This is a genomic window from Nannocystis sp. RBIL2 (assembly GCF_026626745.1).
Lineage (GTDB): Bacteria > Myxococcota_A > Polyangia > Nannocystales > Nannocystaceae > Nannocystis.
This window is the reverse complement of the sequence record NZ_JAPNJW010000002.1, coordinates 5,809,034-5,833,930: the sequence shown is the minus strand read 5'-3', so window position 1 is coordinate 5,833,930 and position 24,897 is coordinate 5,809,034. Positions and strand designations below refer to the sequence as shown.

Annotated in this window: 17 protein-coding genes and 1 pseudogene; 7 read left to right on the top strand and 11 right to left on the bottom strand. The window is 69.1% G+C overall.

What is annotated here, in order from left to right:
• Nucleotides 1-174 precede the first annotated feature (174 nt).
• The 4 genes from OV090_RS47945 to OV090_RS47930 all read left to right on the top strand — a co-directional run bounded on the left by OV090_RS47945 (nucleotide 175) and on the right by OV090_RS47930 (nucleotide 5,974).
• Complete coding sequence (locus OV090_RS47945) at nucleotides 175-2,556, top strand: hypothetical protein (RefSeq protein WP_267711825.1); 2,382 nt, start codon at nucleotides 175-177, stop codon at nucleotides 2,554-2,556.
• A gap of 1,292 nt (nucleotides 2,557-3,848) precedes the next feature.
• Nucleotides 3,849-4,229 carry a DDE-type integrase/transposase/recombinase gene (locus OV090_RS47940; RefSeq protein WP_267711824.1) on the top strand — a complete coding sequence of 127 codons (381 nt, stop codon included), beginning with the start codon at nucleotides 3,849-3,851 and terminating at the stop codon, nucleotides 4,227-4,229.
• A gap of 28 nt (nucleotides 4,230-4,257) precedes the next feature.
• Nucleotides 4,258-4,638: an ester cyclase gene (locus tag OV090_RS47935; RefSeq protein ID WP_267711823.1), complete on the top strand. Its 381-nt coding sequence runs from the start codon at nucleotides 4,258-4,260 to the stop codon at nucleotides 4,636-4,638.
• 331 nt (nucleotides 4,639-4,969) lie between these two features.
• The gene (locus OV090_RS47930) at nucleotides 4,970-5,974 is read left to right on the top strand and encodes a hypothetical protein (protein ID WP_267711822.1); all 1,005 of its coding nucleotides are present in this window, start codon (nucleotides 4,970-4,972) and stop codon (nucleotides 5,972-5,974) included.
• Nucleotides 5,975-5,980: 6 nt separating this feature from the next.
• Here the strand turns inward: OV090_RS47930 and OV090_RS47925 are convergent, their stop codons facing one another.
• The 7 genes from OV090_RS47925 to OV090_RS47895 form a co-directional block, all read right to left on the bottom strand.
• Complete coding sequence (locus OV090_RS47925; RefSeq protein WP_267711821.1) at nucleotides 5,981-7,588, bottom strand: hypothetical protein; 1,608 nt, start codon at nucleotides 7,586-7,588, stop codon at nucleotides 5,981-5,983.
• A gap of 25 nt (nucleotides 7,589-7,613) precedes the next feature.
• Nucleotides 7,614-8,555, bottom strand: a complete 942-nt coding sequence (locus OV090_RS47920; protein ID WP_267711819.1) for a hypothetical protein — start codon at nucleotides 8,553-8,555, stop codon at nucleotides 7,614-7,616.
• A 2-nt stretch (nucleotides 8,556-8,557) separates the two neighbouring features.
• Entirely contained in the window at nucleotides 8,558-10,861 is a 2,304-nt protein-coding gene (locus OV090_RS47915) for a serine/threonine-protein kinase (RefSeq protein WP_267711818.1), read from the bottom strand.
• Nucleotides 10,862-11,182: 321 nt separating this feature from the next.
• Nucleotides 11,183-12,742 (bottom strand): DUF4215 domain-containing protein, encoded by a 1,560-nt coding sequence (locus tag OV090_RS47910; RefSeq protein WP_267711816.1) that lies wholly within the window; start codon nucleotides 12,740-12,742, stop codon nucleotides 11,183-11,185.
• Entirely contained in the window at nucleotides 12,742-14,325 is a 1,584-nt protein-coding gene (locus OV090_RS47905) for a DUF4215 domain-containing protein (RefSeq protein WP_267711815.1), read from the bottom strand. Before OV090_RS47905 ends, OV090_RS47910 begins: the two co-directional genes overlap by 1 nt.
• On the bottom strand, nucleotides 14,322-15,833 hold the full coding sequence (locus tag OV090_RS47900) for a DUF4215 domain-containing protein (protein ID WP_267711814.1): 1,512 nt from the start codon (nucleotides 15,831-15,833) through the stop codon (nucleotides 14,322-14,324). The genes OV090_RS47905 and OV090_RS47900 overlap by 4 nt, the downstream gene beginning before the upstream one ends.
• A gap of 62 nt (nucleotides 15,834-15,895) precedes the next feature.
• Nucleotides 15,896-17,455 (bottom strand): DUF4215 domain-containing protein, encoded by a 1,560-nt coding sequence (locus OV090_RS47895; protein WP_267711813.1) that lies wholly within the window; start codon nucleotides 17,453-17,455, stop codon nucleotides 15,896-15,898.
• A 16-nt stretch (nucleotides 17,456-17,471) separates the two neighbouring features.
• Between OV090_RS47895 and OV090_RS47890 the strand changes: the two genes are divergently transcribed.
• Nucleotides 17,472-18,797, top strand: coding sequence for a hypothetical protein (locus tag OV090_RS47890; protein WP_267711811.1), 1,326 nt, complete (start codon nucleotides 17,472-17,474; stop codon nucleotides 18,795-18,797).
• On the opposite strand, the gene OV090_RS47885 is transcribed toward OV090_RS47890, so the two are convergent.
• From OV090_RS47885 to OV090_RS47870, 4 genes are all read right to left on the bottom strand, one after another.
• Nucleotides 18,794-20,017 (bottom strand): hypothetical protein, encoded by a 1,224-nt coding sequence (locus OV090_RS47885; protein ID WP_267711809.1) that lies wholly within the window; start codon nucleotides 20,015-20,017, stop codon nucleotides 18,794-18,796. The two genes, OV090_RS47890 and OV090_RS47885, sit on opposite strands and share 4 nt — an antisense overlap.
• A gap of 157 nt (nucleotides 20,018-20,174) precedes the next feature.
• On the bottom strand, nucleotides 20,175-21,188 hold the full coding sequence (locus OV090_RS47880; RefSeq protein ID WP_267711808.1) for a hypothetical protein: 1,014 nt from the start codon (nucleotides 21,186-21,188) through the stop codon (nucleotides 20,175-20,177).
• A gap of 8 nt (nucleotides 21,189-21,196) precedes the next feature.
• Nucleotides 21,197-22,399, bottom strand: coding sequence for a vitamin K epoxide reductase family protein (locus OV090_RS47875; RefSeq protein ID WP_267711807.1), 1,203 nt, complete (start codon nucleotides 22,397-22,399; stop codon nucleotides 21,197-21,199).
• A 59-nt stretch (nucleotides 22,400-22,458) separates the two neighbouring features.
• Nucleotides 22,459-24,135, bottom strand: a complete 1,677-nt coding sequence (locus tag OV090_RS47870) for a serine/threonine-protein kinase (protein ID WP_267711806.1) — start codon at nucleotides 24,133-24,135, stop codon at nucleotides 22,459-22,461.
• Between the two features lie 194 nt (nucleotides 24,136-24,329).
• Here OV090_RS47870 and OV090_RS47865 point away from each other — a divergent pair, with 194 nt between their 5' ends.
• On the top strand, nucleotides 24,330-24,587 hold the full coding sequence (locus OV090_RS47865; RefSeq protein WP_267711804.1) for a peptidoglycan-binding domain-containing protein: 258 nt from the start codon (nucleotides 24,330-24,332) through the stop codon (nucleotides 24,585-24,587).
• Between the two features lie 177 nt (nucleotides 24,588-24,764).
• Nucleotides 24,765-24,863, top strand: a pseudogene (locus OV090_RS47860) (transposase); the annotation flags it as partial.
• Between the last annotated feature and the right edge of the window lie 34 nt (nucleotides 24,864-24,897).

Sequence of the window (24,897 nt, the reverse complement as noted above, 5' to 3'; positions counted from 1 at the left end):
CGCGGTAACCCCAATATAGCGTTGAGTGCAGGCTGCGACGGGTCCTGAACGCCAGCCGTCCCGAGGGCCGGCGGGGTAGATGAGGATATCGCCGACGTGCCGTCTCTATCAGCCAGCAGCATCGGGAGTGTGCCACCGCCGCGCGTAGACCCGTGTTAGCGTCGTCGTGCGGCGGTGGTGGGGACGGAATCGGACAGCTGGCACATCGACCAGGCGATGCGGGAGTACCAGGCTCGTAGCGCTGGCGAGCTCGACCTGTTCATCGGTTCTACCGAGGCCCCGGGCGGCGCGATCGAGTACTGCGGCACGGAGAGCGACCAGGCGAATTGGACCGCCGCGTACGTCCGCGCCGAGGACGAGGCGCTGCTCCCCCTCGCGGTCGGCTCCTTCGCACGAGTGATCGAGCAGGTCACGCGCATCGACCGGATGGACACGCCGATCTGGGATCCGCGCCTCATGCCGCCGCCCGTCGTCGTCCTCGACGGCGCCCGCCGCCACTTCCGGCCCGCGCATGGCCGGCACCTGCTCGGCGTCGTGGAGACGAGGCGTCGAGCAGTGCTCCTGGCGACGGTCGGCGAGGCGCTGGCGGTCGTCCACGTCGCTGGGAAGAGGAGGACGGTCCTGTTCCGTGGGGGCCCGTTCAGCTTCCGCGAGCTCGACGTCGACGCTCTCCTGCAGACGCGCCGCGATGTCCGCACCGGCGCAGCGGAGCCGAAGCAGGAAGCTTCAGCGATCCGCCCGCCGTCTTCGGTCCGAGCCCATCACGCCCGCATCGTCGGCAAGCTGCGCGTCGACGTCGGCGAGGGACCGACGATGGACGAGGTGCTGTGGTTCGGCTTCGAGGATCTTGCACGCCGCGCCATGTCGGTGACGCTGGGTGCGAAGAGAAAGCGCAAGGGCAAGACGATGGTGAGCTCGGTCGTCCGGGCCATCCATGGCGCAGTAAGCGTGGGTTGCGGCAACTTCCAAGGCGTAGCCAGCGAGCTCCTCGAGCAGCTCAAGGCGCTCTGCCCTGACTTGGAGATCAGCGTCGAGGTGTTCGGTGACGTCTTGAGGCTGCTCCACGCCACCGGCACCTGCCTTCTAGAGCAGCCGAGCTCCCGAACCTGGCGGCTCCGCCTGGTCGGGCTGACGGACCCGCGCTCGTCTCTGCATCGGCGCTTCTGCGAGGAGACGGTGGGACTTTGCCGCCTGGATGAGGCGGCCCCCGCACGCGCGCCGAAAGGATCGCTGGCCCTGTCGGCGCGATCGCCTCAGCCGCCGATCCACGAGGGCGACGCACAGCGGGCGGCCAGACCACGAGTGGCCGGCATGGAGCCGACAGACGAACCGGCGCAGAAGGCCGACCCGACGCGGGCGGCCGACCCGGCGCCAACGGCTGACGTCCGGCCCGAGCTCGGGGTCGGGCCAGTGCATGAGGCGCTGCAGGCTGACCTGTCGCCGGCAGCCGAGCCGGTGCAGCAGCCGAGAGCCGACCTCGAGGTCAACGCAGGACCGGCGGCCGAGTTGCCACTGCCTGCTCCGGCGCAGGTCGCCTGCCACGCGCAGGCGGTGCCGGCGGAGTTCGACTTGCCGGAGATGTCGGCGCCGGCTGCCGCGGTCGTAGCGATGTTCCTCGGGATGAAGGAGAAGCTCAGGGCCGCAGCAATGGCCCGGGCGATCTTGCTGGTCGAGCGCGAGGAACTGCGGGCACAGCTTGCCGTCGCCGAGGCTCAGCGAGCTCGGCTCGCTGTCGAGATCCCGCGGGCGGAGACACCGCCGCCCAATCCGAATCCCGCGAGTGCGGTCCCGCAGCCGACGATGCAAGTACCGCGACCGAGCCCAGCTCGCCGGAGGAGGCTGCCTCTGCGCGTGATGGAGAGGTTGATGCCTCCGGTCGAGTTGCGCGCGTGGACCCCCCTCGACGAGGCGCAGGCCAGGTGGCTCACCATCGAGGAACTGCACCCGGAGTCGCCGCCGGTCCTGCGCGCCCCTTTTGAGGTCGTCGGCTTCCTCGCATGGCCGCGGTGGTTCCCCCTGACTCGCCCGAGCCTTGGCGGGCTTCCGATCGCGATGGACGCGGAGCGTGACCACGACGGCCGCGGTCGGCACGACTGGTCCGCCGGGGACCTTACTCTCTGCACGGCGTCGGCGACGCCAATCGGCCCCTTGGCGCTTGGTTCGCTGGGCGCGCGAGGTCCTCCTGGACCGTGGCGCTGTGTCCCCAGCCGTGCGACGACGTCGGGCTCGTCACGTCGCCGGGCCGAAAGCGGCGCGGCGGGTCTCGTCGTGCGGTTGGGCCGCTGGCCCCCGAGCGCGATTGGTCTGCGCGAGAACAAGCGCCTGCAGTACAAGGGCGTCATGCCGCAGATCATCCTTGAAAACTACAACCTTGAAGCCGCCGAGCGGCGCCTCTGCGTCGACGCGCTCGAGATCGCCGGCAACATCGTCGGCGCCGCCCAGCTCCTCGGTATCACACGCCACTCGATGAAGCGCCGGATCGTCAAGCTCCGCATCGATTGGGCGCGGCCGAGCGGGCCGCACGCCGTCGCCCCGTCGACCTCGCCGACGGCATAGCGAATCGCGAGGAAGTTCGCAGCGATGCGGAAGCCACGCTCGGTGGTTGCAGCTCACTGCGGGCGTCCCCGACTAACGCCCAGCCGCCTCGATCCCCGCGTGGGCACCGACACGGGCCTTCCGAGATCCTGAGAAATGCCGCCGAACGTCCCTACCTGACAATGTCATGTGAGACACGGCCCCCGCGAAATTTAGAGAGCAGGGCGAGTCCGTGAATCCAGAGCATGAGCAACCCAACCATCAAGAGAAGCGGCGACGAGGAGCAATCGGATAGGCGGAGCGTGAGCGGGTCGAGGTCGTCGGCCGTCGATGTGACGAGTCAGCAACGGCGTAGTCCGGTCGAAAGTTTCGCTGTGCCTGCTGCGACAACAAGCACCAGGATGGCCTTCCGAAGGAGCGGCAACGAGGAGCAATCGAGTAGGCAGGGCGTGAGCAAGGCGAGGTCGCCGGCCGTCGATGTGATGAGTTTGCAACATTGTAGTCCGGTCGAAAGTTTTGCTGTTCCTGCGGCGACGAGGAACACCCGGAGCGCCTTCCAAACGAGCGGCAACGAGGAGCAATCGGGTAGGCGGGACGAGCGCGTGTCGAGGTCGTCGAGCAAGGACGCGAGGAGTCGGCGACGGTGTAACCCCGTCGAAATTCTTGCTTCACCAGGGCCGACGCGCGGCGAAGAGCACTGGAGGGTGGTGTTCGGCCTGGAATCGGGCGAGTCCACGGAGGCATGGACCTGATGGCGACTCAAGCACGAGAGCCCGACCCTGAGACCGCGGAGAAGGCGACGCGACGCCGCTTCACGCCCGCGTACAAGTTGAAGATCCTCGCGCGGACCGACCACGCGAGCGAGGGACAGATTGGCGCCATCCTGCGCGAGGAGGGCCTGTACAGGTCGCTGTTGTCGACCTGGAGGCGGCAGCGGGACGAGGGTACGCCGGGGGGGTTGAAGCCGAAGAAGCGCGGACCGAAGCCGAAGAAGGACCCCGAGCAGAAGGAGTTGGAGCGCCTGCGTCGCCGGGTAGCGCAGCTCGAGCACAAGCTCGAGACGGCGGAGCTCATCATCGACGTCCAAAAAAAGTCTCGCAATTGCTCGGGATCCCGCTCGCGACGATCGATCCGTCCGAGAGGCCCTGATCGCACAGGCGGGCGAGCTGTCCGAGAGGACAGGTCTACCACGCGCGTGCGAGGCGCTGGGCGTCTCGCGGGCGACCCTCTATCGCCGACGTCGTCCCGCGCCGTCCCGGTCGTCAAAGCCGCGGCAGTCGCCACGGGCGCTGAGCGCGGCGGAGCGCCAGGAGGTGCTGGAGCTGCTGCACAGCGAGCGCTTCGTCGACAAGGCGCCCGAGGTGATCGTGCCGACGCTGCTCGACGAGCAGCGCTGGCTGTGTAGCGCGCGGACGATGTATCGCCTGCTCGCCGCCGAGGGCGAGCTCCGCGAGCGCCGGCGGCAGCGGCGGCACCCCGAGTACAAGCGCCCCGAACTGCTGGCGACCGCGCCGAATCAGGTGTGGTCATGGGACGTGACCTGGCTGCGAGGGCCGACGAAGGGCCAATACTATTACCTGTACGTCCTGCTCGACATCTACAGCCGCTGCGTCGTCGGCTGGACCCTCGCGCGCCGCGAGAGCGCGGACATCCATCGCCGGGCGGCCAGGGCGGCGAATCCTCACATTCACTAAACCAGACCCGCGCCTTGTCTCAAAATCATTGACAGGCTCCGAGCGCAACAAGGCGGTGGTGCGGGCGCTGCAGGAGGCCATCAACCGGCGGGACTTTCCGGCCGTCGAGACGCTGCTCGCTCCGAGCTTCGTCCAGCACGATCCCACGGACAACCGGGCGGCCGTCACTCGCGCCGGCTTCATGAGCCGCCTGCGGTTCGACGCGGAACAGAACCCCGCCGCCCAGGAGCACGTCGACTTTCTCGTCGCCGAGGAGGACTTCGTGGCTGTCCTCCTTCACCACGTCGGGAATCGGCCGGATTCAAGTCCCAGCGGGACGACCGACAGCCACGTGCAGATTTTCAGGGTGACGGGCGGTCGCCTCGCCGAGGTATGGGGGCGTCGGGAGGTCTACAGCCGACACTCGTGAGCGACAGTATTCCGTGCGATAAGCTCGCACGTGCCCGCTGAGGGCTACGGTCGCGCGCGCGGCGAGGGTCGTTTCGCCTCGCTCGTCGTCGGTCGCATCGAGTCCCGCCTGCGTGGAAACCGACGGTCGGAATGCTCGTGCTCGCGGCGCGCACAGCCGACGCCGGACGGTGTTCGGCGGCGCCCCTTGAGGCGAAGTGTCGGCGGGGCCGGATTCGCGCTACACTTCGGGAATGCGGCCACGGTCCCGGCCCATCGTCCTCGCCCTCGGTCTCGCGTCCGCTTGCCAACCATCGCAGGCGGACACGTCGCCGTTCACAACCATGCCGCCGATGACCTCGTCGACGACCTCGACCGGCCTCGCCGACTCGAGCATCGGCGGCTCGCCCGGTAGCAGCTCGAGCGGCACCGGCTCGAGCTCCACGACGGAGCTGTCCACCGGCTCGGGAAGCGGCGACGCGAGCAGCGGCGGGACCACTATGATCTGGGACGTGGGCACCGACCAGGACCTCGGCGACCCGAAGCCGCCCGGCTGCAAGGGGAAGATCGATTTTCTGTTCGTGATCTCGCGCTACGGCGGCATGAGCTACTTCCAGACACAGCTCCTCGCCGCGTTCCCACAATTCATCGACACCATCCAGGCGAAGTTCGCGGACTTCGATTACCACATCATGGTGGTCGACGGCGATCCGGACTGGGGCTCCAGTTCGTGCGACGCGCAGTGCCCGATGCCATGCCCGGTTCCCGGCTATCCCTGCAGCTACACCCCGACGACCTGCGACACCACCATCGGCGCCGGCACCGTGTTCCCCGCGGGTGACGACGCGCCCAACAAGCCATGCCCGATCGACGGCGACCGCCGCTACATGATCAAGGGCCAGACGTACCTCGACGACGTCTTCGCCTGCGTCGCGCAGGTGGGCAGCAACGGCAGGGCCTGGATCGGCGAGGCGCTCACGGCGGCGGTTCTCCCGGGTCTCAACAAACCCGGCAGTTGCAATGAGGGCTTCCTCCGCGACGACGCGTTGCTGATGGTGACGCTCATCTCCAACACCTTCGACTACGGCCCCAAGCCCTTCAGCTCCAAGGGCTCGCCGGGAGACTGGGCGGCGGCGGTGCTCCAGGCGAAGCACGACGACCCGGAGTCGGTGGTCATGTTCAGCATCCTCCACGCGGGCGAACCCGAGTGCGATCCCGACGACCGCACCTGCCAGATGGTCAAGATGTTCCCCCACCACCTGCTCGTGGACCGCGAGGAACCCGACTACGGGCCGTTCTTCGAGCAGGCGACCGACCTCGTCGAGGTCGCCTGTGCGGACTTCGTCCCGCCGGGGTAGCCTGCGCTACCCGCCGATGTACGCGACGGCCGGGTAGCCGTTCGCGCCCAGGCCCCCGGCGTAGACCTCGCCGTAGTGGCCGATCGCCAGCGCCAGCGCCAGGTGGAGCACCTGGCCGTCCTTGCGCGCGAAGGTCCACACCGGTTCGATCTTGGAGGGCGCGAAGGCCCGGACGGTGAAGGCGGTCTCGTTCCCCTTCATCCCGCCGGTTGCCACGAGGGCGTAGCCGGCTGGGCTCCACAGGAGGTGCCGGGTGCCGAACTGCTTGGTCGGAAAGGTGCCGAGCGAGGTCTGCCAGGCGAGCTCGCCGCGCGTGTCGTAGATGCGCAGGTCGCCCTCCGGCTGACAGGCGTCGTCACAGGTGTAGCCGGCGATGACGAGCCGACCTTCGTTGTCAGTGTCGACCGCCTGCGCGCCGCTCTGGGTCTTGTCGCCCGACGGGGCCACGGTCCAGGCTGCCTGGCCCTCGGCGTCGAGGTTGAGGATGAAGAGGCGATCCCGAAGCTTGTTGTCGTCGCCGTGCGGGCCGTACATCTCGCCGACGAGCGCGAGCGTGTCGTCTACGTAGACGCAGTCGCGCGGCCGCTCGGCGAACCAGTGCGCTTGCTTGAGAGGGAAGTCGAAGTTCAGCGTCTCGCCCGGCAGGTTCGGCCGGAAGATCCGCACCATCGTGTCGTCGTCCATCCAAGGTGACGGCGCGTAGCCGCAGACCGCCACGTCGCCCGACGAGTGACGCGAGAGCGCCACGGCCGTCTCGTCCTCCGCCCCGAGCCCGAGGTTCATCGGCGCCTGGCCCCACGCTGGGATCTTCGCCAACCACCAGCGCACCCCGTCGACCCCCTCGCGGTTGACGGCGACGAACATCGCGCCGTCGTCGCCGATCACGAGGTCGATCGGCGCGCAGTTGTTGTCGGGCAAGATCGTCACCAAGTCGTCGGGCCCCCACGCGCCGCCCTTGTTGCGGCGGCGGAGGTAGCAGCGCGACTCGCCGTTCGGGAGGAACGTCCCGAGCTCGACCACGTCGCCGGTCGGCAGCACGCCCATGGCCGCGACCTGGCCACCGCCGATCAGGTCGCCGGTCTCCCAGAAGCCCTGACTTCCGGGCGTGGGGAGGGCGACCTCGTAGGGCGCCTGCACCGTCTCGCCGTCGACGACGTCGCGCCAGGGCGTCAGCAGGGCGACGTGCGCCCCGTTGACGAGGCCCGTCAGCACGGCGATCTCGCCGTCGAAGAGCCCAGGCTCGATCATCGCCAGCTCGATCACCTCGCCGGAGTCGAGCTCCATGCGTACCCCGTCCGCGTGCTCGGCCGACACCGCCACCGTGATCGCCCCGTTGAATCCGATCGGGTCCGGCGTCAGCTTGAGCTCCACAACCGCCGGCGGCCCGGCCGGCTCGGTCAATGTCGTGCTGCTGGTGTCCAGCTCGACGTCGGTCGAGCTCTCGTCGGCGCCGGTGACGGTCTGGATTCCGCCGCCCGACATCAACGTCGTGATGTCTCCGGTGCTGTCTCCGGTGGAGGTCGTCGCGCAGTCGGTGTCCGGGCAATTTTCCCACTGCGGCCATGGCGCGCAGGCGGCCAGCAACGCGAGGGCGGGTAAGACGCGGATCGCCACGGGCATGAGCACCTTCTGTATTCGCTCAAAAACGCGCACGAAAAGCAAGGCCCCCCGGAAAGGGCACCAGCGCCGTGCTCGACGCCGTTCGGGCGAGTCGTCGGCCACCCACCGCAACCAGCGCGGTGCCGACAATAACCGCCGCACCACCCACGACGGCTGTCCCGAGGGCCAGAGACCCCATTCTTCGGTACTCCCGCTCCAGCGCAGTATCCGCGGCACGGTCCGCGTCGTCGGGAGGTCCCTGCACCTGGTTGTGCAGTTCGACGCCTTCGCGGTGTGCCTCGAGCGCGCGACCACCCGCGTAACCCGCGACACCGGCGAGCGAGAGGCCGAGACCCAGCGTCACGCTCCCTGCGATCACGAGAGGACGACCGTGTCGCGGAGGCGCAGCGACCGGCGCTAGCGACGGCCGCGATAGTTCTTCAGGTCGCACGACAACCGCAGCTTTCGGCCGCGGCGAGCGCCTGTTCCCGGAGCTCACGGGAAGCAGGTCGAGCGGCCCATCGGATGCACGTCCGGGCGTCTCGTGCTTGGCATCGGAGACCGCCATGAGGGGCGCCGGGTCCTCTGCGCGTTGCGGCATCGATGCCCGCGGGCGCTTCGCCCAACTGCTGCACCGCGCGTTGACCTGTCGCTCGCGCGACTCCAACTCCACGCGTCCCGCCTCGAAGCTGGTGCGCTGGCTCGCGGGGAGGCCCTTGACCGCGAGGCTCTTCTCGAAGGCCCGCCGCGCCTCGCAGAGATCGCGCGCTTCACCTGTCTCTTTGTACAGCCCCATGTAAGAGCGATAGGCCGCCTGCAGGTACAGCGCGCGCTGCGACGCCGACGACGCCTGTGCGGCCTGTCGCTCGAAGCCCTTGGCCTTACAGCGGTTGTCGGCGACGTCGCAGCTCGACTCGTCCGAGGTCGTTGAAGGCGCGGGCCCCTCCACGGCGAGCAGGGCGGCGAGGAAGCAGGCGATCATGATCATGGATTATACACCTCCGCAAAGGTCTGCGCGGCGGTGGGCTCGAAGCGGATCGAGTCGGCCGCTTCGCGGACGCAACGACCGACGCGATCCTCGTGCGGGCCGATCACCTTCGCTTCGACGAAAATCTCGTTCCCAGCCGCAGTCTCGAACTCGACGAGGAGCGAGCCGCCGGAAAGCGACGCACAGCGCCGCAACTCCTCGGCGGCCGACTTCAACGCCTCACGCATCTCCGGCAAGGACGCCGGGGTCGCAGGACCCGATGCTTCAGGAACGGCCACCGGAGCCTGTTCCGGCGCCGCGGGCGGCACGATGACCTGAGTCGCGGGCGTGGCGACCGGAGGCAGCGTCGGCGCCGTCATGCGGCCACCCCACCACGCGAGCACGACGGCCGCCGCGAAGAGCACACCGCCAATGAACCACCGAGTCCGCCGTGGACGCTCCCGAACCGTCGTCGTTGCCCCCGTTGGAGTTGCCCCGCCGAGGTGTGCCTCGGGTGCGCCTGCATCGGCCGCGTCCTCGTTCATCTCCTCGAGTGCCTCGTCGAGCTGCGCGAGCAACTCACTCGCGTCGACGCGCTCATCCGGGTCTTGATGGAGCGCCCAGCGGAGCGCCGCCTCGAGCGCCCTGGGGCACCCCGGCACGTACGTCCGTGGCGAGACCATCTCCTTCGAGTCCCCCGCGAACGGCCTCTTGCCTGTCAGCATCTTGTAAAGCAGCAGACCAAGCGAGTAGACGTCGCTCTTCGCCGTCCAGCCCTTGCCCTCGCGGGCTTCGGGCGCTGTCCACTCGAGCATCTCGAGCCCGCCGGTACCGAGCTTGAGCCGCGACTCGGGCGGCGTCGGGTAGCGCTGCTCGACCACCGCATAGAACCTGTCCGTAAGGTCAGCCATCCCGACGTCGATCAGCGTCGCCGTCGTCTCGCGCCCGAGGTCGATCAGGATGTTCGACGTGTTGAGGTCGCGGTGCAAGATCCCGCGGTCGTGCAGCGCGGCCAGCGCCCCCGCGAGCTGTCTCCCGACCGCGATCAGGTCGGCCGGCCCGAGCGTCTGACCGGCGATGCAGAACTCGCCCGCCCGCTTGCCCTTCGCCAGCGCCATGGCGATGAACGGTTGCTTCCGGTTCGTCGCCGTTCGGCAGTCGATCAACTTGGGCAAGGCCGGATGACTGACCGCGCTGAGCACCCGTGCCTCGCGAGCGAACCGCACGCGCTCCTCGAAGCTGGCCTTCGACCTCGCGCTGAGCAGCTTGAGCGCCACGTAACGGGCCGCGTCGCGGTGATACGCGCGGTAGACCTCGGCCTTGGCGCCGACTCCGAGCACCTCGATCAGCTCGTAACATCCGTCGAACAGGAACGGTTCGGTGTCGTTGGCGTGGGCGATGCGAATCGCCTCGAGCCGCCGCTGGAACTCCTCGGCGGTCGCCACCCGCTCCTCGGGCAGGACCGCTACCGCCGCGGCCACCAGCGCCTCGAGCTCCGGCGGCACCTTGCACGCCGGTCGCACCTCGACCATCGGCCGGTACTCCCCAGGCGTCGGGAAGACACCGGTGCAGAGCTGATAGATCGTCACCCCGAGCGCATAGGTGTCGAAGCGTGGGTCCGCCTCGACCAGCGCCACCTCGGGCGGGTAGAAGCCAGGCGTCCCGACCACCTTCCCGACCTCGGTCTTGTGCCGCGGCACAGGCGTGAACCCGCCGGCCTGCACGCGCGCCCAGTCGTGGATCTTGGCGATCCCCAGGTCGATGAGCTTCACGACCGGCCCCCCTGCCGCGCTGTCGATCTGCACGATGTTGCTGGGCTTCACGTCGCGGTGGATCACCCCGACGCGGTGCAGCGCCTCGAGCGCGCCGGCCACCTGCGCCGCCAGTTCGACGACTTCGCGCCACGGCAGCGGCCCGCGCCGGATCAACCGCTCGTCGAGGCTCTGCCCGGGCAGGTACTCGAGCGCCATGTAGGGCGCCCCATCCGCGGTCTCCCCGACCGCGAGCACCTGAACCATGTGCGGGTGCCGCAGGTTGGCGAGCAGGCGCGCCTCGTCGGCGAACCGCCGGCGCGCGTCGGCGTCGTCGTCGCGCAGCACCTTCACCGCCGCCAGGCCGTGCAGCGCCCGATCCTTGCAGACGTAGACCGAGGCCATCCCTCCGGCCCCGATCGGCTCCCGGACCTCGAAGCGCTCGCCGAACAGCACGCCGACCATCTCGCGGCCCGCCTCGGCGTGGAGCGTCCAGCCCTTCGCGTGCCTTAACGCCTCGGGAGGGGTTGTGGCCGGCACAGGTGTCGGGCTGGTGGGTGAGCGTGTCATGCGTCTTGCCGTATAAGGAGGGCGTATCTCAAAAAGGCAAGGGCAAATTTACGGTCTCTCGCCGAACGCCGTCCCAATCACATGTCCGACTTGCTTACATGCGCCTACGCTGCTCAGGGAGTCGGGATGGGCCCCTATTTTGTTGGCAGAGCGCCGATTGCCTACGTTACGTCTCGGGCACGACGCGGCAACGTGGCTCGCCTGCCAGTCCCAGGAGCCGGACCTGCAGCGCATCCCCTCGTTATTGTTGCACTGCCACGGAGGGTACGCGGGCTCGCGGGCGCATCCTGTGAGGATCAGCGCGAAGAAAGCCGCGGCGCGTCACGGGTCTTCGATGCAGTAGAGAGAACGGGCGCCGTCGCAAGGCGCCATGCCCATCGCGTCGGTCCAGGTCGCGTTGGTCGCAGTTGTGTAGCCGTAATGGCCCTGGTTCCCCGCCTTGTCGCTGGTCCAGAAACTACAATGGTTGGGACCTGCAGCCGTGCCGTCGGCCTTCGTGTTTGTCCATGGCGCAACATCCACATTTTCGCCCAGCTCCGTCAGGTCGACCGCATGCGCGAGTGTCCCGTCAATCAAATCTGCCCAGCCGTTCTCGGCGACGGGAGTCCCGTCGACGAGGACATACATGCCGAGATAGCTCGTGTCCATGCGCGCGGCTGGCCAGTCATCTGGGCTCGAGAGCCACGCCTTGAACGTCGCGTGATTAGCGAGACCCTCCTCCATCGCCGCAGTCCGGCACTGGATATCGGCAAGAGCGATGCTGTTGAAATTGCCCTTGAACTCCGCGCTCGTCACGAAAATGACCCGCCGCGGCTTCAGGCACGCGTTCGAGCATCCGTCTGTGTCGACCTGATTGCCGTCGTCGCACTCCTCCTCGCCCTCCCAGACGATGCCGTCGCCGCAGTCCGCCGGCTCGCAGGCGTTCGTGCAGTCGTCGGTGTCGATTTCGTTTCCGTCATCGCAATCTTCTTCTCCGGACCACACGAAGGCGTCGCCGCAGCTCGCCTGCTGGCAGGCCACGCAATCATCGGTGTCGTCCGCGTTCCCGTCATCGCACGTCTCACCGGGACCGACGTCACTGTCGCCGCAAGTGCTGGCCTCGCACATCGCGTTGCACGCCTTGCCGAGGCCGTTGTCGGGGCCGTTGTCGCACTGCTCTTCGCCAGTCCACACGATGCCGTCGCCGCAGGTCGCCATGGCGCAGTTATTGGTGCAGGCGTCGGTGTCGACGTCGTTCCCGTCGTCGCACGGCTCGCCCTCTTCCACGACCCCGTTGCCGCAGAAGGGCTCGGTGCAGTCCTGCGGGCAGCTCATCATCGACTCGCCTGTCCCGCAGACCATATCCCCGCAGACACACGAGTCGCTGGAGCAGGGCAAACAATCCCTCGCGCACGCCGCCTCTTCGTCCGCCTGACACACCCCGTCACCGCACCCGGGCGTGCAGTCCTCGGCGCAGATGGCGGCGTTCTCGTGCAGCTCGCACGTCCCGTCGCCGCAGCTCCCGGGGTGGCACTCGGTCGGGCAGCGCGCGGGGTCCTCGAGTGGCGCGCACACGCCGTCGCCGCAGCCCGGCCCGGGGAAGTCGCGCGGGCACGTCTCCGCCGTCTCGTCCTCGTCCTCCTGTCCGTTCCCGCACGTACCGAGGCACGCCTGCACGAAGGTCCAGTTCTCCTGCGCGTCGCACACCGCCGCCCCGGGGCCCTCGCCCGTCTCGTCCCTCCACACGCAGTCCGACGGGCAGACCTCCTGGTTCTCGTCAGGGTCGCAGACGAAGTTGTCGTTGCACTGCCACGGCGGGTGCTCGGGCTCGCGCGCGCAGGCGGTGAAAACCAGCGCAAGCAAACATGTCCGGAGAGACATCCAGCGTGCGAGGCGGTGCATTACACATCCTCGATGCAGTAGAGGCGACGAGCGCCGTCGCACGAGTTCACGCCCACCGCCTCGGTCCAGGTCGCGTCGGTCGCATTCGTCTTGCCGAAGCCCCCGGAGTAGTCGCCGGTCGAGTTTGTCCACTCGTTGCAATCATTCTCGCCGGCGGTCCCGTCGGCCTTGGTGTTCGTCCACGGAGCCGAGTTCACATTCATCTTCGTATCGGTCAGGTCCACGGCGTGCAGCAGCTCGCCGTCGGTCAAGTCAGCCCAGCCGTTCTCGGCCACCGGGGTGCCGTCGATCAGCACGTACATGCCCTGGTACTGGGTGTCGAGCCGCTTCGCCGGCCACGTCGCTTCGTTCGACAGCCATGCTCTGAAGCTTGCTGGCTTCGTGAAGCCGGCGGTCATCGCCGCCTTCTCGCACTCGTCGTCTGCGCCGGACATACCGCCGAGATCGCCCTTGTACTCGGTGCTGGTCACGAAGATCACCCGCCGCGGCTTCAGGCACGCGTTCGAGCATCCGTCCGTGTCGACCTGATTGCCATCGTCGCACTCCTCCTCGCCCTCCCAGACGATGCCGTCCCCGCAATCCGCCGGCTCGCAGGCGTTCGTGCAGTCGTCGGTGTCAATGTCGTTTCCGTCGTCGCAATCTTCTTCTCCGGACCACACGAAGCCATCGCCGCAGCTCGCCTGCTGGCAGGCCACGCACTCGTCGGTGTCATCGCTGTTCCCGTCGTCGCACGTCTCGCCGGGGCCGATGTCGCCGTCGCCGCAAGCACTGGCCTCGCACATCGCGCTGCACGCCTTGCCGGGGCCGTTGTCGGGGCCGTTGTCGCACTGCTCTTCGCCGGTCCACACGATGCCGTCGCCGCAGCTCGCCATGGCGCAGGCGTTGGTGCAGGCGTCGGTGTCGACGTCGTTCCCGTCGTCGCACGGCTCGCCCTCTTCCACGGCCCCGTTGCCGCAGGAGGGCTCGGTGCAGTCCTGCGGGCAGCTCATCATCGATTCGCCTGTCCCGCAGACCATGTCCCCGCAGACACATGAATCGCCGGTGCAAGGGACGCAGTCTCGCCCGCACGCCGCCTCTTCGCCCGCCTGACACACCCCGTCGCCGCACCCGGGCGTGCAGTCCTCGGCGCAGATGGCGGCGTTCTCGTGCAGCTCGCACGTCCCGTCGCCGCAGCTCCCGGGGTGGCACTCGAGCGGGCAGTGCGCGGGGTCCTCGCCGGGGGCGCACACACCGTCGCCGCAGCCCGGCCCCGGGAAGTCGCGCGGGCACGTCTCCGCCGTCTCGTCCTCGTCCTCTTGCCCGTTCCCGCACGTCCCGAGACACGCCTGCACGAAGGTCCAGTTCTCCTGCGCGTCGCACACCGCCGCCGCGGGCCCCTCGCCCGTCTCGTCCCTCCACACGCAGTCCGACGGGCAGACCTCCTGGTTCTCGTCCGCGTCGCAGACAAAGTTATCGTTGCACTGCCACGGCGGGTGCTCGGGCTCCCGGGCGCATTGCGTGAGGACCAACACGAAGAGACATGTCCCCGCGGACAGGAACCATGGTCGCGCATGCGTCGAGGCAGGAAGGTCGCGCCGCTTCACGGGTCCTCGATGCAGTAGATGGGGGCAGAGCCGGAGCACGGGGCCGTGCTCATCGCGTCGGTCCAGGTCGGATCGGTCACGTTCGTAAAACCGAAACCGCCGGAGACCTGGGGCGTCGAGTCGTTCCAGCCGTCGCAGTGGTTCTCGCCGGGGGTTCCGTCGGTCCTCGTGTTCGTCCACGGGGCCGAGTTCACCTTCACCTTCGCCTCGGTCAGGTTGACGGCATGCGCGAGCTCGCCATCGGTCAGGTCGGCCCAGCCGTTCTCGGCCACCGGGGTCCCGTCGGTCAGCACGTACATCCCCAGGTACTGGGTGTCGAGCCGGCTCGCGGGCCCGTTCAGCTGGCTCGACAGCCACGCCTTGAAGCTCCCCTCATTCGTGAGCCCGGCGGCGGTCGCCGCCATCACGCACTCCTCGTCCGCGCCGCTCAGGCCCCCGAGGTTGCCCTCGAACTTCTTGCTCGTCACGAAGATCACCCGCCGCGGCTTCAGGCATTCGAAGCAGCCGTCGCCGTCGACCTGATTCCCGTCATCGCACTCTTCCACGCCTTCCTGGACGATGCCGTCGCCGCACTCCGCCGGCTCACAGGCGTTTGTGCAAGTGTCGGTGTCGATGTCGTTACCGTCGTCGCACAGCTCCACGCCTGCCTGGACCGCTTCGTCGCCGCAAAACGCCTGCTGGCAGGCCACGCAATCATCGGTGTCGTCCGCGTTCCCATCGTCGCACGTCTCACCGGGACCGACGTCGCCGTCGCCGCAAGCACTCGCCTCGCACATCGCGCTGCACGCCTTGCTGGGGCCGTTGTCGGGGCCGTTGTCGCACTGCTCTTCGCCGGTCCACACGATGCCGTCGCCGCAGCTCGCCATGGCGCAAGCGTTGGTGCAGGCGTCGGTGTCGACGTCGTTCCCGTCGTCGCACGGCTCGCCCTCTTCCACGGCCCCGTTGCCGCAGGTGGGCTCGGTGCAGTCCTCAGGGCAGCTCATCATCGACTCGCCTGTCCCGCAGACCATGTCCCCGCAGACACACGAGTCGCCGGAGCAGGGGACGCAGTCTCGCCCGCACGTCGCCTCCTCGTCCGCCTGACACACCCCGTCGCCGCACTCAGGTGTGCAGTCCTCGGCGCAGATGGCGGCGTTCTCGTGCAGCTCGCACGTCCCGTCGCCGCAGCTCCCGGGGTGGCACTCGATCGGGCAGTGCGCGGGGGCCTCGTCGGGCGCGCACACGCCGTCGCCGCAGCCCGGCCCCGGGAAGTCGCGCGGGCACGTCTCCGCCGTCTCGTCCTCGTCCTCCTGCCCGTTCCCGCACGTGCCGAGGCACGCCTGGACGAAGGTCCAGTTCTCCTGCGCGTCGCACACCGCCACCGCGGGGCCCTCGCCCGTCTCGTCCCTCGACACGCAGTCCGACGGGCAGACGACCTGATTCTCGTCCGCGTCGCAGACGAAGTTGTCGTTGCACTGCCAAGGCGGGTCCTCGGGCTCGCGGGCGCAGGCAACGAGAGTCAGCGCCAAAAGACCCGCCTTGACAGCCGTGAGGTCGGGAAGTGGCGCTCGCCAGCGTGCGGGGCGGTGCGTCACGGGTCCTCGATGCAGTAGATAGGGAAGGGGGCGGAGCACGGCGCCATGCCCATCGCGTCGGTCCAGGTGGGGTCGGTCGCAGTTGTTGAGCCGTAATGGCCGTGGTTCCCCCCCTTGTCGCTGGTCCAGAAGTTACAATGGTTGGAACCTGCAGCCGTGCCGTCGGCCTTCGTGTTCGTCCAGGGCGCAACATCCACGTTCCCGCCCTTCTCCGTCAGGTCGACCGCGTGCGCGAGTGTCCCGTCGGTCAAATCTGCCCAGCCGTTCTCGGCGACGGGAGTCCCGTCGACGAGGACGTACATCCCGAGATAAGTGGTGTCCATGCGCATCGCCGGCCAGACGTCTGGACTAGAGATCCACGCTTTGAAACTCGCGGCATTCTCGGGTTTGACGTCCATGGCGGCCATTTGGCACTTGAGGTCGATGCTGTTGATGGTGCCAAGGTTGCCTGGGAACACCGCGCTCGTCACGAAGATCACCCGCCGCGGCTTCAGGCATTCGAAGCAGCCGTCGCCGTCGACCTGATTTCCGTCATCGCACTCTTCCACGCCTTCCTGGACGATTCCGTCGCCGCACTCCGCCATCTCACAGGCGTTGGTGCAGGTGTCGGTGTCGATGTCGTTACCGTCGTCGCACTGCTCCACGCCTGCCTGGACCGCTCCGTCGCCGCACGACGCATCCTGGCAGGCCACGCAATCATCGGTGTCGTCCGCGTTCCCGTCATCGCACGTCTCACCGGGACCGACGTCACTGTCGCCGCAAGTGCTGGCCTCGCACATCGCGTTGCACGCCTTGCCGAGGCCGTTGTCGGGGCCGTTGTCGCACTGCTCTTCGCCAGTCCACACGATGCCGTCGCCGCAGGTCGCCATGGCGCAGTTATTGGTGCAGGCGTCGGTGTCGACGTCGTTCCCGTCGTCGCACGGCTCGCCCTCTTCCACGACCCCGTTGCCGCAGAAGGGCTCGGTGCAGTCCTGCGGGCAGCTCATCATCGACTCGCCTGTCCCGCAGACCATATCCCCGCAGACACACGAGTCGCTGGAGCAGGGCAAACAATCCCTCGCGCACGCCGCCTCTTCGTCCGCCTGACACACCCCGTCACCGCACCCGGGCGTGCAGTCCTCGGCGCAGATGGCGGCGTTCTCGTGCAGCTCGCACGTCCCGTCGCCGCAGCTCCCGGGGTGGCACTCGGTCGGGCAGCGCGCGGGGTCCTCGAGTGGCGCGCACACGCCGTCGCCGCAGCCCGGCCCGGGGAAGTCGCGCGGGCACGTCTCCGCCGTCTCGTCCTCGTCCTCTTGCCCGTTCCCGCACGTCCCGAGGCACGCCTGCACGAAGGTCCAGTTCTCCTGCGCGTCGCACACCGCCGCCGCGGGGCCCTCGCCCGTCTCGTCCCTCCACACGCAGTCCGACGGGCAAGCGACCTGATTCTCGTCCGCATCGCACACGTGGTCCTCGTTGCACTGCCAGTACGGATCGTCCGCGGGCGGAAAGTCGATCTTGAGGCAGTTCAGACCGCCGAGGGCGAGCAGGAGGCCGAGTCGCACGTCGACGCGCATCATCAGCAGACTCTAAAACATGGATCTCGGGCGATCAACGCCTCACACGTGCGCCTGCGCCCCCAACCGTGGTTGGGGGGCCCAACTCCGGTTGGGCCTCGCGTCCGTCGCTCGTTTTCCGTACACTCCCGGGCCCATGGTCTGCGTCCTCCTGGCCGCTCTCCTGCTCCTGACGCCATCCGTCCCCGCCGGCTCGGCCTCGCCGGCCGCAGGCGCGAGCGACCCCGGGAGCGAACGCCGCGGTCGCGCCCGCACGGCGTTCGAGCACGGTCATTTCGGCGAGGCCGCGCTGGAGTTCGAGGCTTTGTGGCGCGAAGGACATGGGGCAGCCGACCTGTTCAATGCCGCAGTCTCGCGTGTCGCCCTCAGCCACCACGCCCACGTCGTCGTGCATCTCGAGGCCCTGCTCGCGCTACCTGGTCTGACCGCCGCCCAGCGCGAGGAGGCGACGGCCCTTCTGCGGACCGCCCGGGCGGAGACCAGGCCGGTGCCGCTCGAGCTGCGAACGCAGCGCCCGCTCGACGCTCCGCTCTCCGTTACCCTCACATTCGTCTCCGCCTTCGCGTCCGACGTTCGACCGGATCTCACCATCACGGTCCGCCCGGGCGAGCACACCGTCCTCTCGCTCGACCCGGGCGGGTGGAAGATCCGCGTCGACGATCCGCGCTTCGAGCCCATCTCGCACGAAATTCGGGTCGAGGCATCCACGACGACCCAGGCGGTCCTGGATCTCCGGCTGCGCCAGGACGCTCGCGCGCTCCGACGCTTCGCGCTTGGCTGGAGCGGCGCCGGCGTCGCCGGGATGGTCGTCGGCGGGACCCTGCTCGGCGTCGGACAGGGCCGATGGTCGTCGCGGCTCAACGGCCCCGTGGAGGCGTGCCAGTCCGACGGTTCGCTTTTTCCCGTCGAGGCGTGCCGTCGCGAGCTCGATGCGGCCGGCACGTTGCGAGCGTCGGGCGCCGCCGTACTCGGCGTCGGTGCCGGCGCGCTGCTCGGAGGTCTTGTCGCCCGGGTCAAGGAGCCTCGCAAGCGCCGGGTCGGCTGGATCATCGCCGCCTCGGTCGGCGGCCTGTCGACGATCGGTGGCGCGGTCGCCCTCGGCCTCGGCGCCCAGGCATCCGGCCGGCACAACGACCCGTCCCCCTGGACAGACGACGATCGCCGCGCGATCAACGGAGCCGGCGCGGCGCACACGACCGGCGCCACGTTCCTGGGCCTCGGCGCCGGCGCTCTGGCCAGCGCGATCACGGGCCTGTTGCTCGATCGGAGCGGCCGCTTCCTCGTGTCGGCGGGACCACAAGTCCGCGTCGGCGGTGGCGCCCTTGTCATCGAGGGCCGGTTTTAGTCCGACCACAGTTCGTTCGCGGGCAGGCAGACGTCGCGCCCGCCTTCGGCGCGCCGGCACTGCAGTGAGCCCTTGCAGCCGCAGTCACGGCAACACGTCTTCTGGTCCTCGCCAGGATCGCAGTGACCATCGCCGCAGGTGAATACGGGAGCTGTGGTCGCCGACGGCTCCGATCCGCCCCATAGCGTCAAGCACCGGCCCTTCTCGTCGCAGCGCGGGCACTCTTGTGGGCACGGCTTCCGCTTGGAGGGACGCTTGGCGGGATCGTCCGGGGCCATCTCGTTCGGCCCGACGACCGCGACCTCAGTGGGCCCCGACACCACGCGCTCGCTCGGCGCCGTTTCGGCGGGGGTGCCGCAGTCTTCCTCGCAGCGCCCGGCCTCCCCGGCCTCGCAGCGGCCGTTCCCGCACCAGACCTGGCGGCAGCGCGGATCGCCATCGGTCATCTCGGCGCGGAAGGTGTCGAGCCAGTCCTCGAGCTCCTTCATCTCCGCCTCGCCGGGCACACCGATCCTGGCCCATCGGACACGTCGGTTGCAGTCGAGCGCGAGCGTCACGGGCAACGTTCCCTGGTAGAGACGGCGCGAGTCGTCACGCAGCGCGGCGACGAAGCTGTCCGCGAGCGAGCGGTCGGCGACTTGCACATGACTCGCGGGCATGAGCGGCCCCCACGTCCGGATCGCGTCCTCGGGCGCGGTCGGGTCGAGCACCTGCACCGGCAGGAACCGCACCGAGTCGCCCCAGCTCGCGCCGCGTCGTTCGAACAGCTCGCGCAGGTCCGGCAGGACCTCCTTGCAGGCGACGCACCACGGTGCCCACAGGCTAATCACATGCACCGCCCGCGGCGACAGCACCTCCGACGAGCCGAAGCGCACCGTCCCCGCGGGCGCTCCCTGGCGCACGCGTTCGAGTCGCAGGCGCATCAGCGGCCCGAGGTCGACGCCAGCCGCGACGTAAGAGCCGGACCCGAGCGGCGCGCTGGGAGGCGGGGGAGGCGCTTCCTCGACTTCGACGTGACGTCCCGACGGCGAGCGCGCGGGGGCGGGGCACGAGGCTGCACGCGCCCGCAACTTCTCGAGCGCCTCGGTCTGCTCGGTGATCCGCCAGGTCAGCACGAGCGTCAGGGCGGAGAGCACGCCGACCGAGATCAAGAGCACGAACGCTCCCCAAACCCACGCGCGCGGCGCCTCGGCCTCGGACGGCAGCGGTATCGTCTTCACTGCTTCGACTCCTCGCAGCACTCACACTCGCGGTGTGTCCCCGCGAACCTGTCCTCGAGCTGCCTGAGATGCCAGATGCCCACGGCTGCGGCGAACACGGCCACCGTCGCCGCGAGCGCTGCCGCCAACAGCACACGTCGTGCCGCTCTCGCCGTCATCATCGGACCTCCTTCGTGCCGTCGCACGGCACCGGGATCACCAGGACCACGCGGTTGACATCGCGCTCGAGCGAGCGCCGGGCCGGCACCGACTCGCCGGCGCGGATCGCCGCGAACGCGGCGGCGAGGCGCTCGCTCTCCGCGCGGGAAGTAGCGATCGGCGCCTGCGTCCCCGCATAGTTGCGGACGAACGCCTCGAGCGCGACCGGGCGATCGCTCGGCGCGCCCGAGCCGATGAGCATCGGGCCGGCACCGCGCTCGCTCGGCTTCTCGCGACCGAGCGCGACGTCGATCAGCCGCTCGACCGCGTTGATCCGCCGCAGAGCGAGCGCGTAGTCGTCGGCCGGGTTGCCGTCGGGGCTCGCGCGGCCGAGCACGAACAACATCTTCGCCTCGCGCAGCGCCTCGGCGTGGCGCGCCAGCTCGCTGGCCATGTGCGCCCGCGTCTGGGGGTCCGGCCACGCCTGTCGGGCGCGCGGTTCGCCCGACGGGAAGAACACCGCCAGCCGGTTCGGGAACGCAGCCAGCAGCGTGTTCATCTGCTCGTCGTCGGCGAGCAGCGCCCGCCATTCGTCGGCGCTGCATCCTTGTCCGCTCTCGACCTGGTCCTGCACACTGTGCCGGCGCTGCAGGCACGTCTGCGTCAACCGCGAGACCGCCGCCTCGACGGCCGGGTCGCCGCATGTCGGCGCGGGCGCCTCCGGCTCGTTACGCGGCCGGCAGCGCAGATCCGCGCCGCACTGCAAACCGACGTCGCACGGACAATCACGGCACTGCTCGCCTCGCTGCGCCACCTGCGGCTCTTCGTGAGGCGTGCATTGTCCATGAACACACCACTGATCCTCGGGACATTGCTCCTCGTCCGGCCGGCGCGGATCGCAGACCCGTGCTTCTTCGCCCTCGTCGACGACCATCCCAGGCAAGAAAAACACCGGATAGGCCACGAGCAACACCATCACCCAGATCGCGGTCGTCAGCGCGATCAAGGCCCTGGTCGTCAGATCGATCGACATCGTCATCCTCACTTCGACCCAGGCGCTTCGACGAGCTTGAGGAGCTTCCCCGCGCTCGTCGCCGGCATCGCGTCGTCGAGGTGCAGCGCCTCATCGACGATGGGAACCACGAACGCCTGGGGAACGCTCACCCGTCCGCCTCGCGCCTTCACCCACGATAGCAAGTAGCGCTGCTGGGCCGCCAGCGTCGCCGCCGCAGCCTCACCGTCGACGCACGTGCGCAGCTTTCCGCCCGGGCCCAGCGTCTCTGCGACCTCGCCGAGCGCTCGCTCCACCTTCTCGATCGTGAACCGCGGCGCCTCCGTGTCCTGCAGGTCGAACAGCGCCGCGAGAGCCTCGAGCCCACGCCCGGGAGCTAGCTGCTCCGCGCACAACGCCGCCAGCGCCCCGAGGCACGCGTTGTTGCCACGCGCATCACCGTGCGTCTGCGGCCTTCCCTCGACGTCGACGAACTCGTGCGACGGCAGGAACCGCTCGTCACAGCTCGCGCGCGGGAACATGTACACCCATAGCTCGGCCCCGTGTGCGCGCAACCGCGGCAGCGATTGTTGCAAGTAGTGCAGCTCTCGCCGACACAGGGGGCAGGTCGGATCGACAAAAAGCATCACCGCGGTGCGCGGCGTCTCGACCGTTGCTGCGAGCGTGACCGGTGGCGGATTGGGCGGCGGGGGCGGGCAGCTCGCCCTGCGCGCCGCGAGCTGGTAGCCGACCGCGAGCCCACCGGTCGTCAGCACCCAGATCATCGCCGCCCAGAACATCCCGCGGATCCGCTGCCCGCCGGCGCGCTGGTCCGAGGGCCCATGGATCAGCCACGCGCCGACGAACGCCAGCGTCAGCGTCGCGTACAGCGCCATGCAGAACGGGCACATGTGCGTGAACTGGGTGAACGCGTAGGTCCCCAGCAGCGCCGACACCGTGATCCCGAACGCGCCGAGCCCCAGCAGTGCGCGCGGTGCGACCTCGGCCAGCGGACCGCGCCCACGCAGCAGGGCCGCCGCGAGCACCATGGTCGTGAGAACATGTCCGATCGACCACACGCCGAGCGGCAGTCCGAGCAGCTCTGACCACGCGCTACTCAGCGCCTCGGCACACGACGGCCCGTCGTCGCCGCCGGTGCATCCGCTAGCGTCGCACAGGTAATCGGCGCCGAACTTAAGCCGCACGAGCCACGCGCTGACGCCGAGCCCGACGACCCCGGACAACAGCGTCAACCCCGCCCCGACGCGGACCCGTCGAGGGCTCGCGGGAGGAGCGACCATCGTCGGCGCCGTCACTTTTGCCCCACCGGCAGGAGGTCGTCCGTCGGATCGCTTTTCGAAGGCTTCTTGCTCTTCGTCGCCGGCTTCGGCGCGTCCTTGGCCGTGAACGTGTACGTCAGCTCTCCGCCGTCATCACTCTCCGGGAGCTCGGCACCGTCGAGCTGATCGAGCACGCACTGACGAAACGACACCGGCGACGCCTGCAACTCATGCACTGACCCTTCTGGGCTCACCTTCAACGTGAAGCGCAATCGGTCCGTGCCCGGCATTGCGCACACCCGCAGATCGGCGAGGCGCCGATCGAGCTGCGCCCGCACCTTGCTGGCCGAGAACGGCCTCGCCGGCACCGGCGCCGGCTCTCGGGGCGGCGATGCGGCCGGAGCCGCGACCTCCGTCACGGGCGCTGGCGGAGCATTAAGCGCCAGATTTTCGCTCGGGACCTCGACGCGCTCCACCTCACCACGCGCCGCCTCATCCGCGGCGTTCACGACGGCCTTGCGCATTCTGTCCCCGGCGATTGTCGCCTCGCGCACGAGCAACTGGTGCGTCGGCGTCGGCCGTACCGCGGACAGCAGCACCCGTCCAGATCCACCATGTCCCGGCTTCTCCGTCGGCGCCAGGGACCACGCTCCCCCGAACAGCGCCGCAGCCGACGCCATCACGATCGCCGCCTCACGGCGCCACCCAGGCGCTGGCGCAGAGACCGGCGCCGGCGCCCCCCGCAGGACCGAGCCGCTCGGCGGCACCGCGCGCGGCTCATCCAGCGCCAGCCGCAGGGCAGCCATCACCTCGTCGACCGAGCGGAAGCGTCGCGACGGATCGCGCTCAAACGCCTGCATCACCGCCGCCTCGACCGTCGGCGGTAGCGTCCCGCGCACGTGCTCGTGGAGCGGCCGCGGTGACTCGTGCATCTGCGCGAACGTCACATCGCCCGCGCTACCCGGCTGCCAGGGCAGCCGTCCGGTCATCAACTTGTAGATCGTCACGCCGAGGCCATAAACGTCGGTCCCCGGCGACGGGCGCGCCTCGCCTGCGAGCAGCTCCGGGGCCACGTACCCCGGCGTCCCGAGCACCAGCCCGAGGCCGGTCTGCTCGCCGCTCGCGTCGAGGTCCTTGGCGATCCCGAAGTCGATCAACTTCACGAGATCGTCGCCTGCGTCGCCGCCTTCGACGAGGAAGCAGTTCGACGGCTTGACGTCGCGGTGGATGATGTTGCGGGCATGAGCCGCCGCCAGCGCCTCGCACAGCTGGAGTCCGATCGCCGCGGCCCGGCGCCACGGAAGTGGGCCCTGGCGCAGGAGCACTTGCTCGAGATCGCTCCCACGCAGGAACTCCATCACGAAGTAGATTTCGTTCTCCGGCGTAGTCCCGACTACGAAGGCACGCGGCACGTGGCAACTCTCGATCTCAGCCATGGTCCGCGCTTCGCGCTGACAGCGTCGCCCCATGCCGGGGTCGGCCGTGAATCGACGGTCGAGGAATTTTACCGCGTACTCCACGCCCGACTCGCGATCGACAGCACGATACACAGCCGCCATTCCACCCTTGCCCAGCCGCTCCATGATTCGGTAGCGCTCGGCGATCAGGAGCCCGGCCCGCGTATCCGCCCGCGACGGTTGGTGCACGGTCGAGGTCTCGTGCGCCTCCGTCTGCTCGACCCCGTCGAGCTGCTCCTCGGTGAACTTCACCAGGGGAGGCTAACCGTGAGGCCACGCCCCGTAAAGGAGCCCGGGAGACGGCCCTCGGGCCCGTGGCGGACCGACTCTCACTTCCGCGAACGATCCTTGGAACGCTCCGGGCGCGAAAGGCGCAAGGGCCAGGCCGCCATGTCGAGGGCACGGCGGACGACGAGGGACGCCTCGAGGCCGCGATCCCGGCTGATGTGACGAGGGCGACGTTGGTGCTTCCGGAGCGCGGCGAGAAGTACGAGTTCACGCTGGGGCACCTCGAACCCGCGGACCACTGGCGAGGCGCCGCCCAGCGCCTGCGAAGCCTCGGCCTGTACGGCGCCGAGCCCTCGGCGCCGGACGAGGGCTTCCAGCGGGCCCTGCGCCGCTTTCAGGCGTTGCGCCGCCTCGAGGTGACGGGCGCGCTGGACGAGCCGACGATCGCCGCCCTGCAGGAGGCTCACGGGTGCTGAGGCGAGTTCAGGAAGAGAACGACCAGCGCGGTCCGGCCTCGAGCGTGTTGAAAGTGTCACGCGCGAGGTCCGAGCGAGCGGCCGCGAAGGTCCCGATGAGCCTGGGTTTCGTGGGCTCGGGCTCGTGCGAATCTTCGCTCGGATCTGGGTCTTTCGGCTCCGGCATCCCTGCAGCGTATTGAGGCATGCGGCGCGAGGGTCGTCTACCAGCCGCCGTACTCGCCCGACCTCAACCCCATCGAGCTCGCCTGGTCGAAAATCAAGACCGCCCTCCGTGGCCTGGGGGCTCCTCAAGGCGTATAAAACCCGC

Bases quoted from the DNA above. Each gene is read 5' to 3' on its own strand.
- OV090_RS47920 (WP_267711819.1), bottom strand. From the start codon at position 8,555: ATGATCGCCTGCTTCCTCGCCGCCCTGCTCGCCGTGGAGGGGCCCGCG.
- OV090_RS47895 (WP_267711813.1), bottom strand. From the start codon at position 17,455: ATGATGCGCGTCGACGTGCGACTCGGCCTCCTGCTCGCCCTCGGCGGT.
- OV090_RS47910 (WP_267711816.1), bottom strand. From the start codon at position 12,742: ATGCACCGCCTCGCACGCTGGATGTCTCTCCGGACATGTTTGCTTGCG.
- OV090_RS47915 (WP_267711818.1), bottom strand. From the start codon at position 10,861: ATGACACGCTCACCCACCAGCCCGACACCTGTGCCGGCCACAACCCCT.
- OV090_RS47930 (WP_267711822.1), top strand. From the start codon at position 4,970: ATGACCTCGTCGACGACCTCGACCGGCCTCGCCGACTCGAGCATCGGC.
- OV090_RS47890 (WP_267711811.1), top strand. From the start codon at position 17,472: ATGGATCTCGGGCGATCAACGCCTCACACGTGCGCCTGCGCCCCCAAC.
- OV090_RS47880 (WP_267711808.1), bottom strand. From the start codon at position 21,188: ATGTCGATCGATCTGACGACCAGGGCCTTGATCGCGCTGACGACCGCG.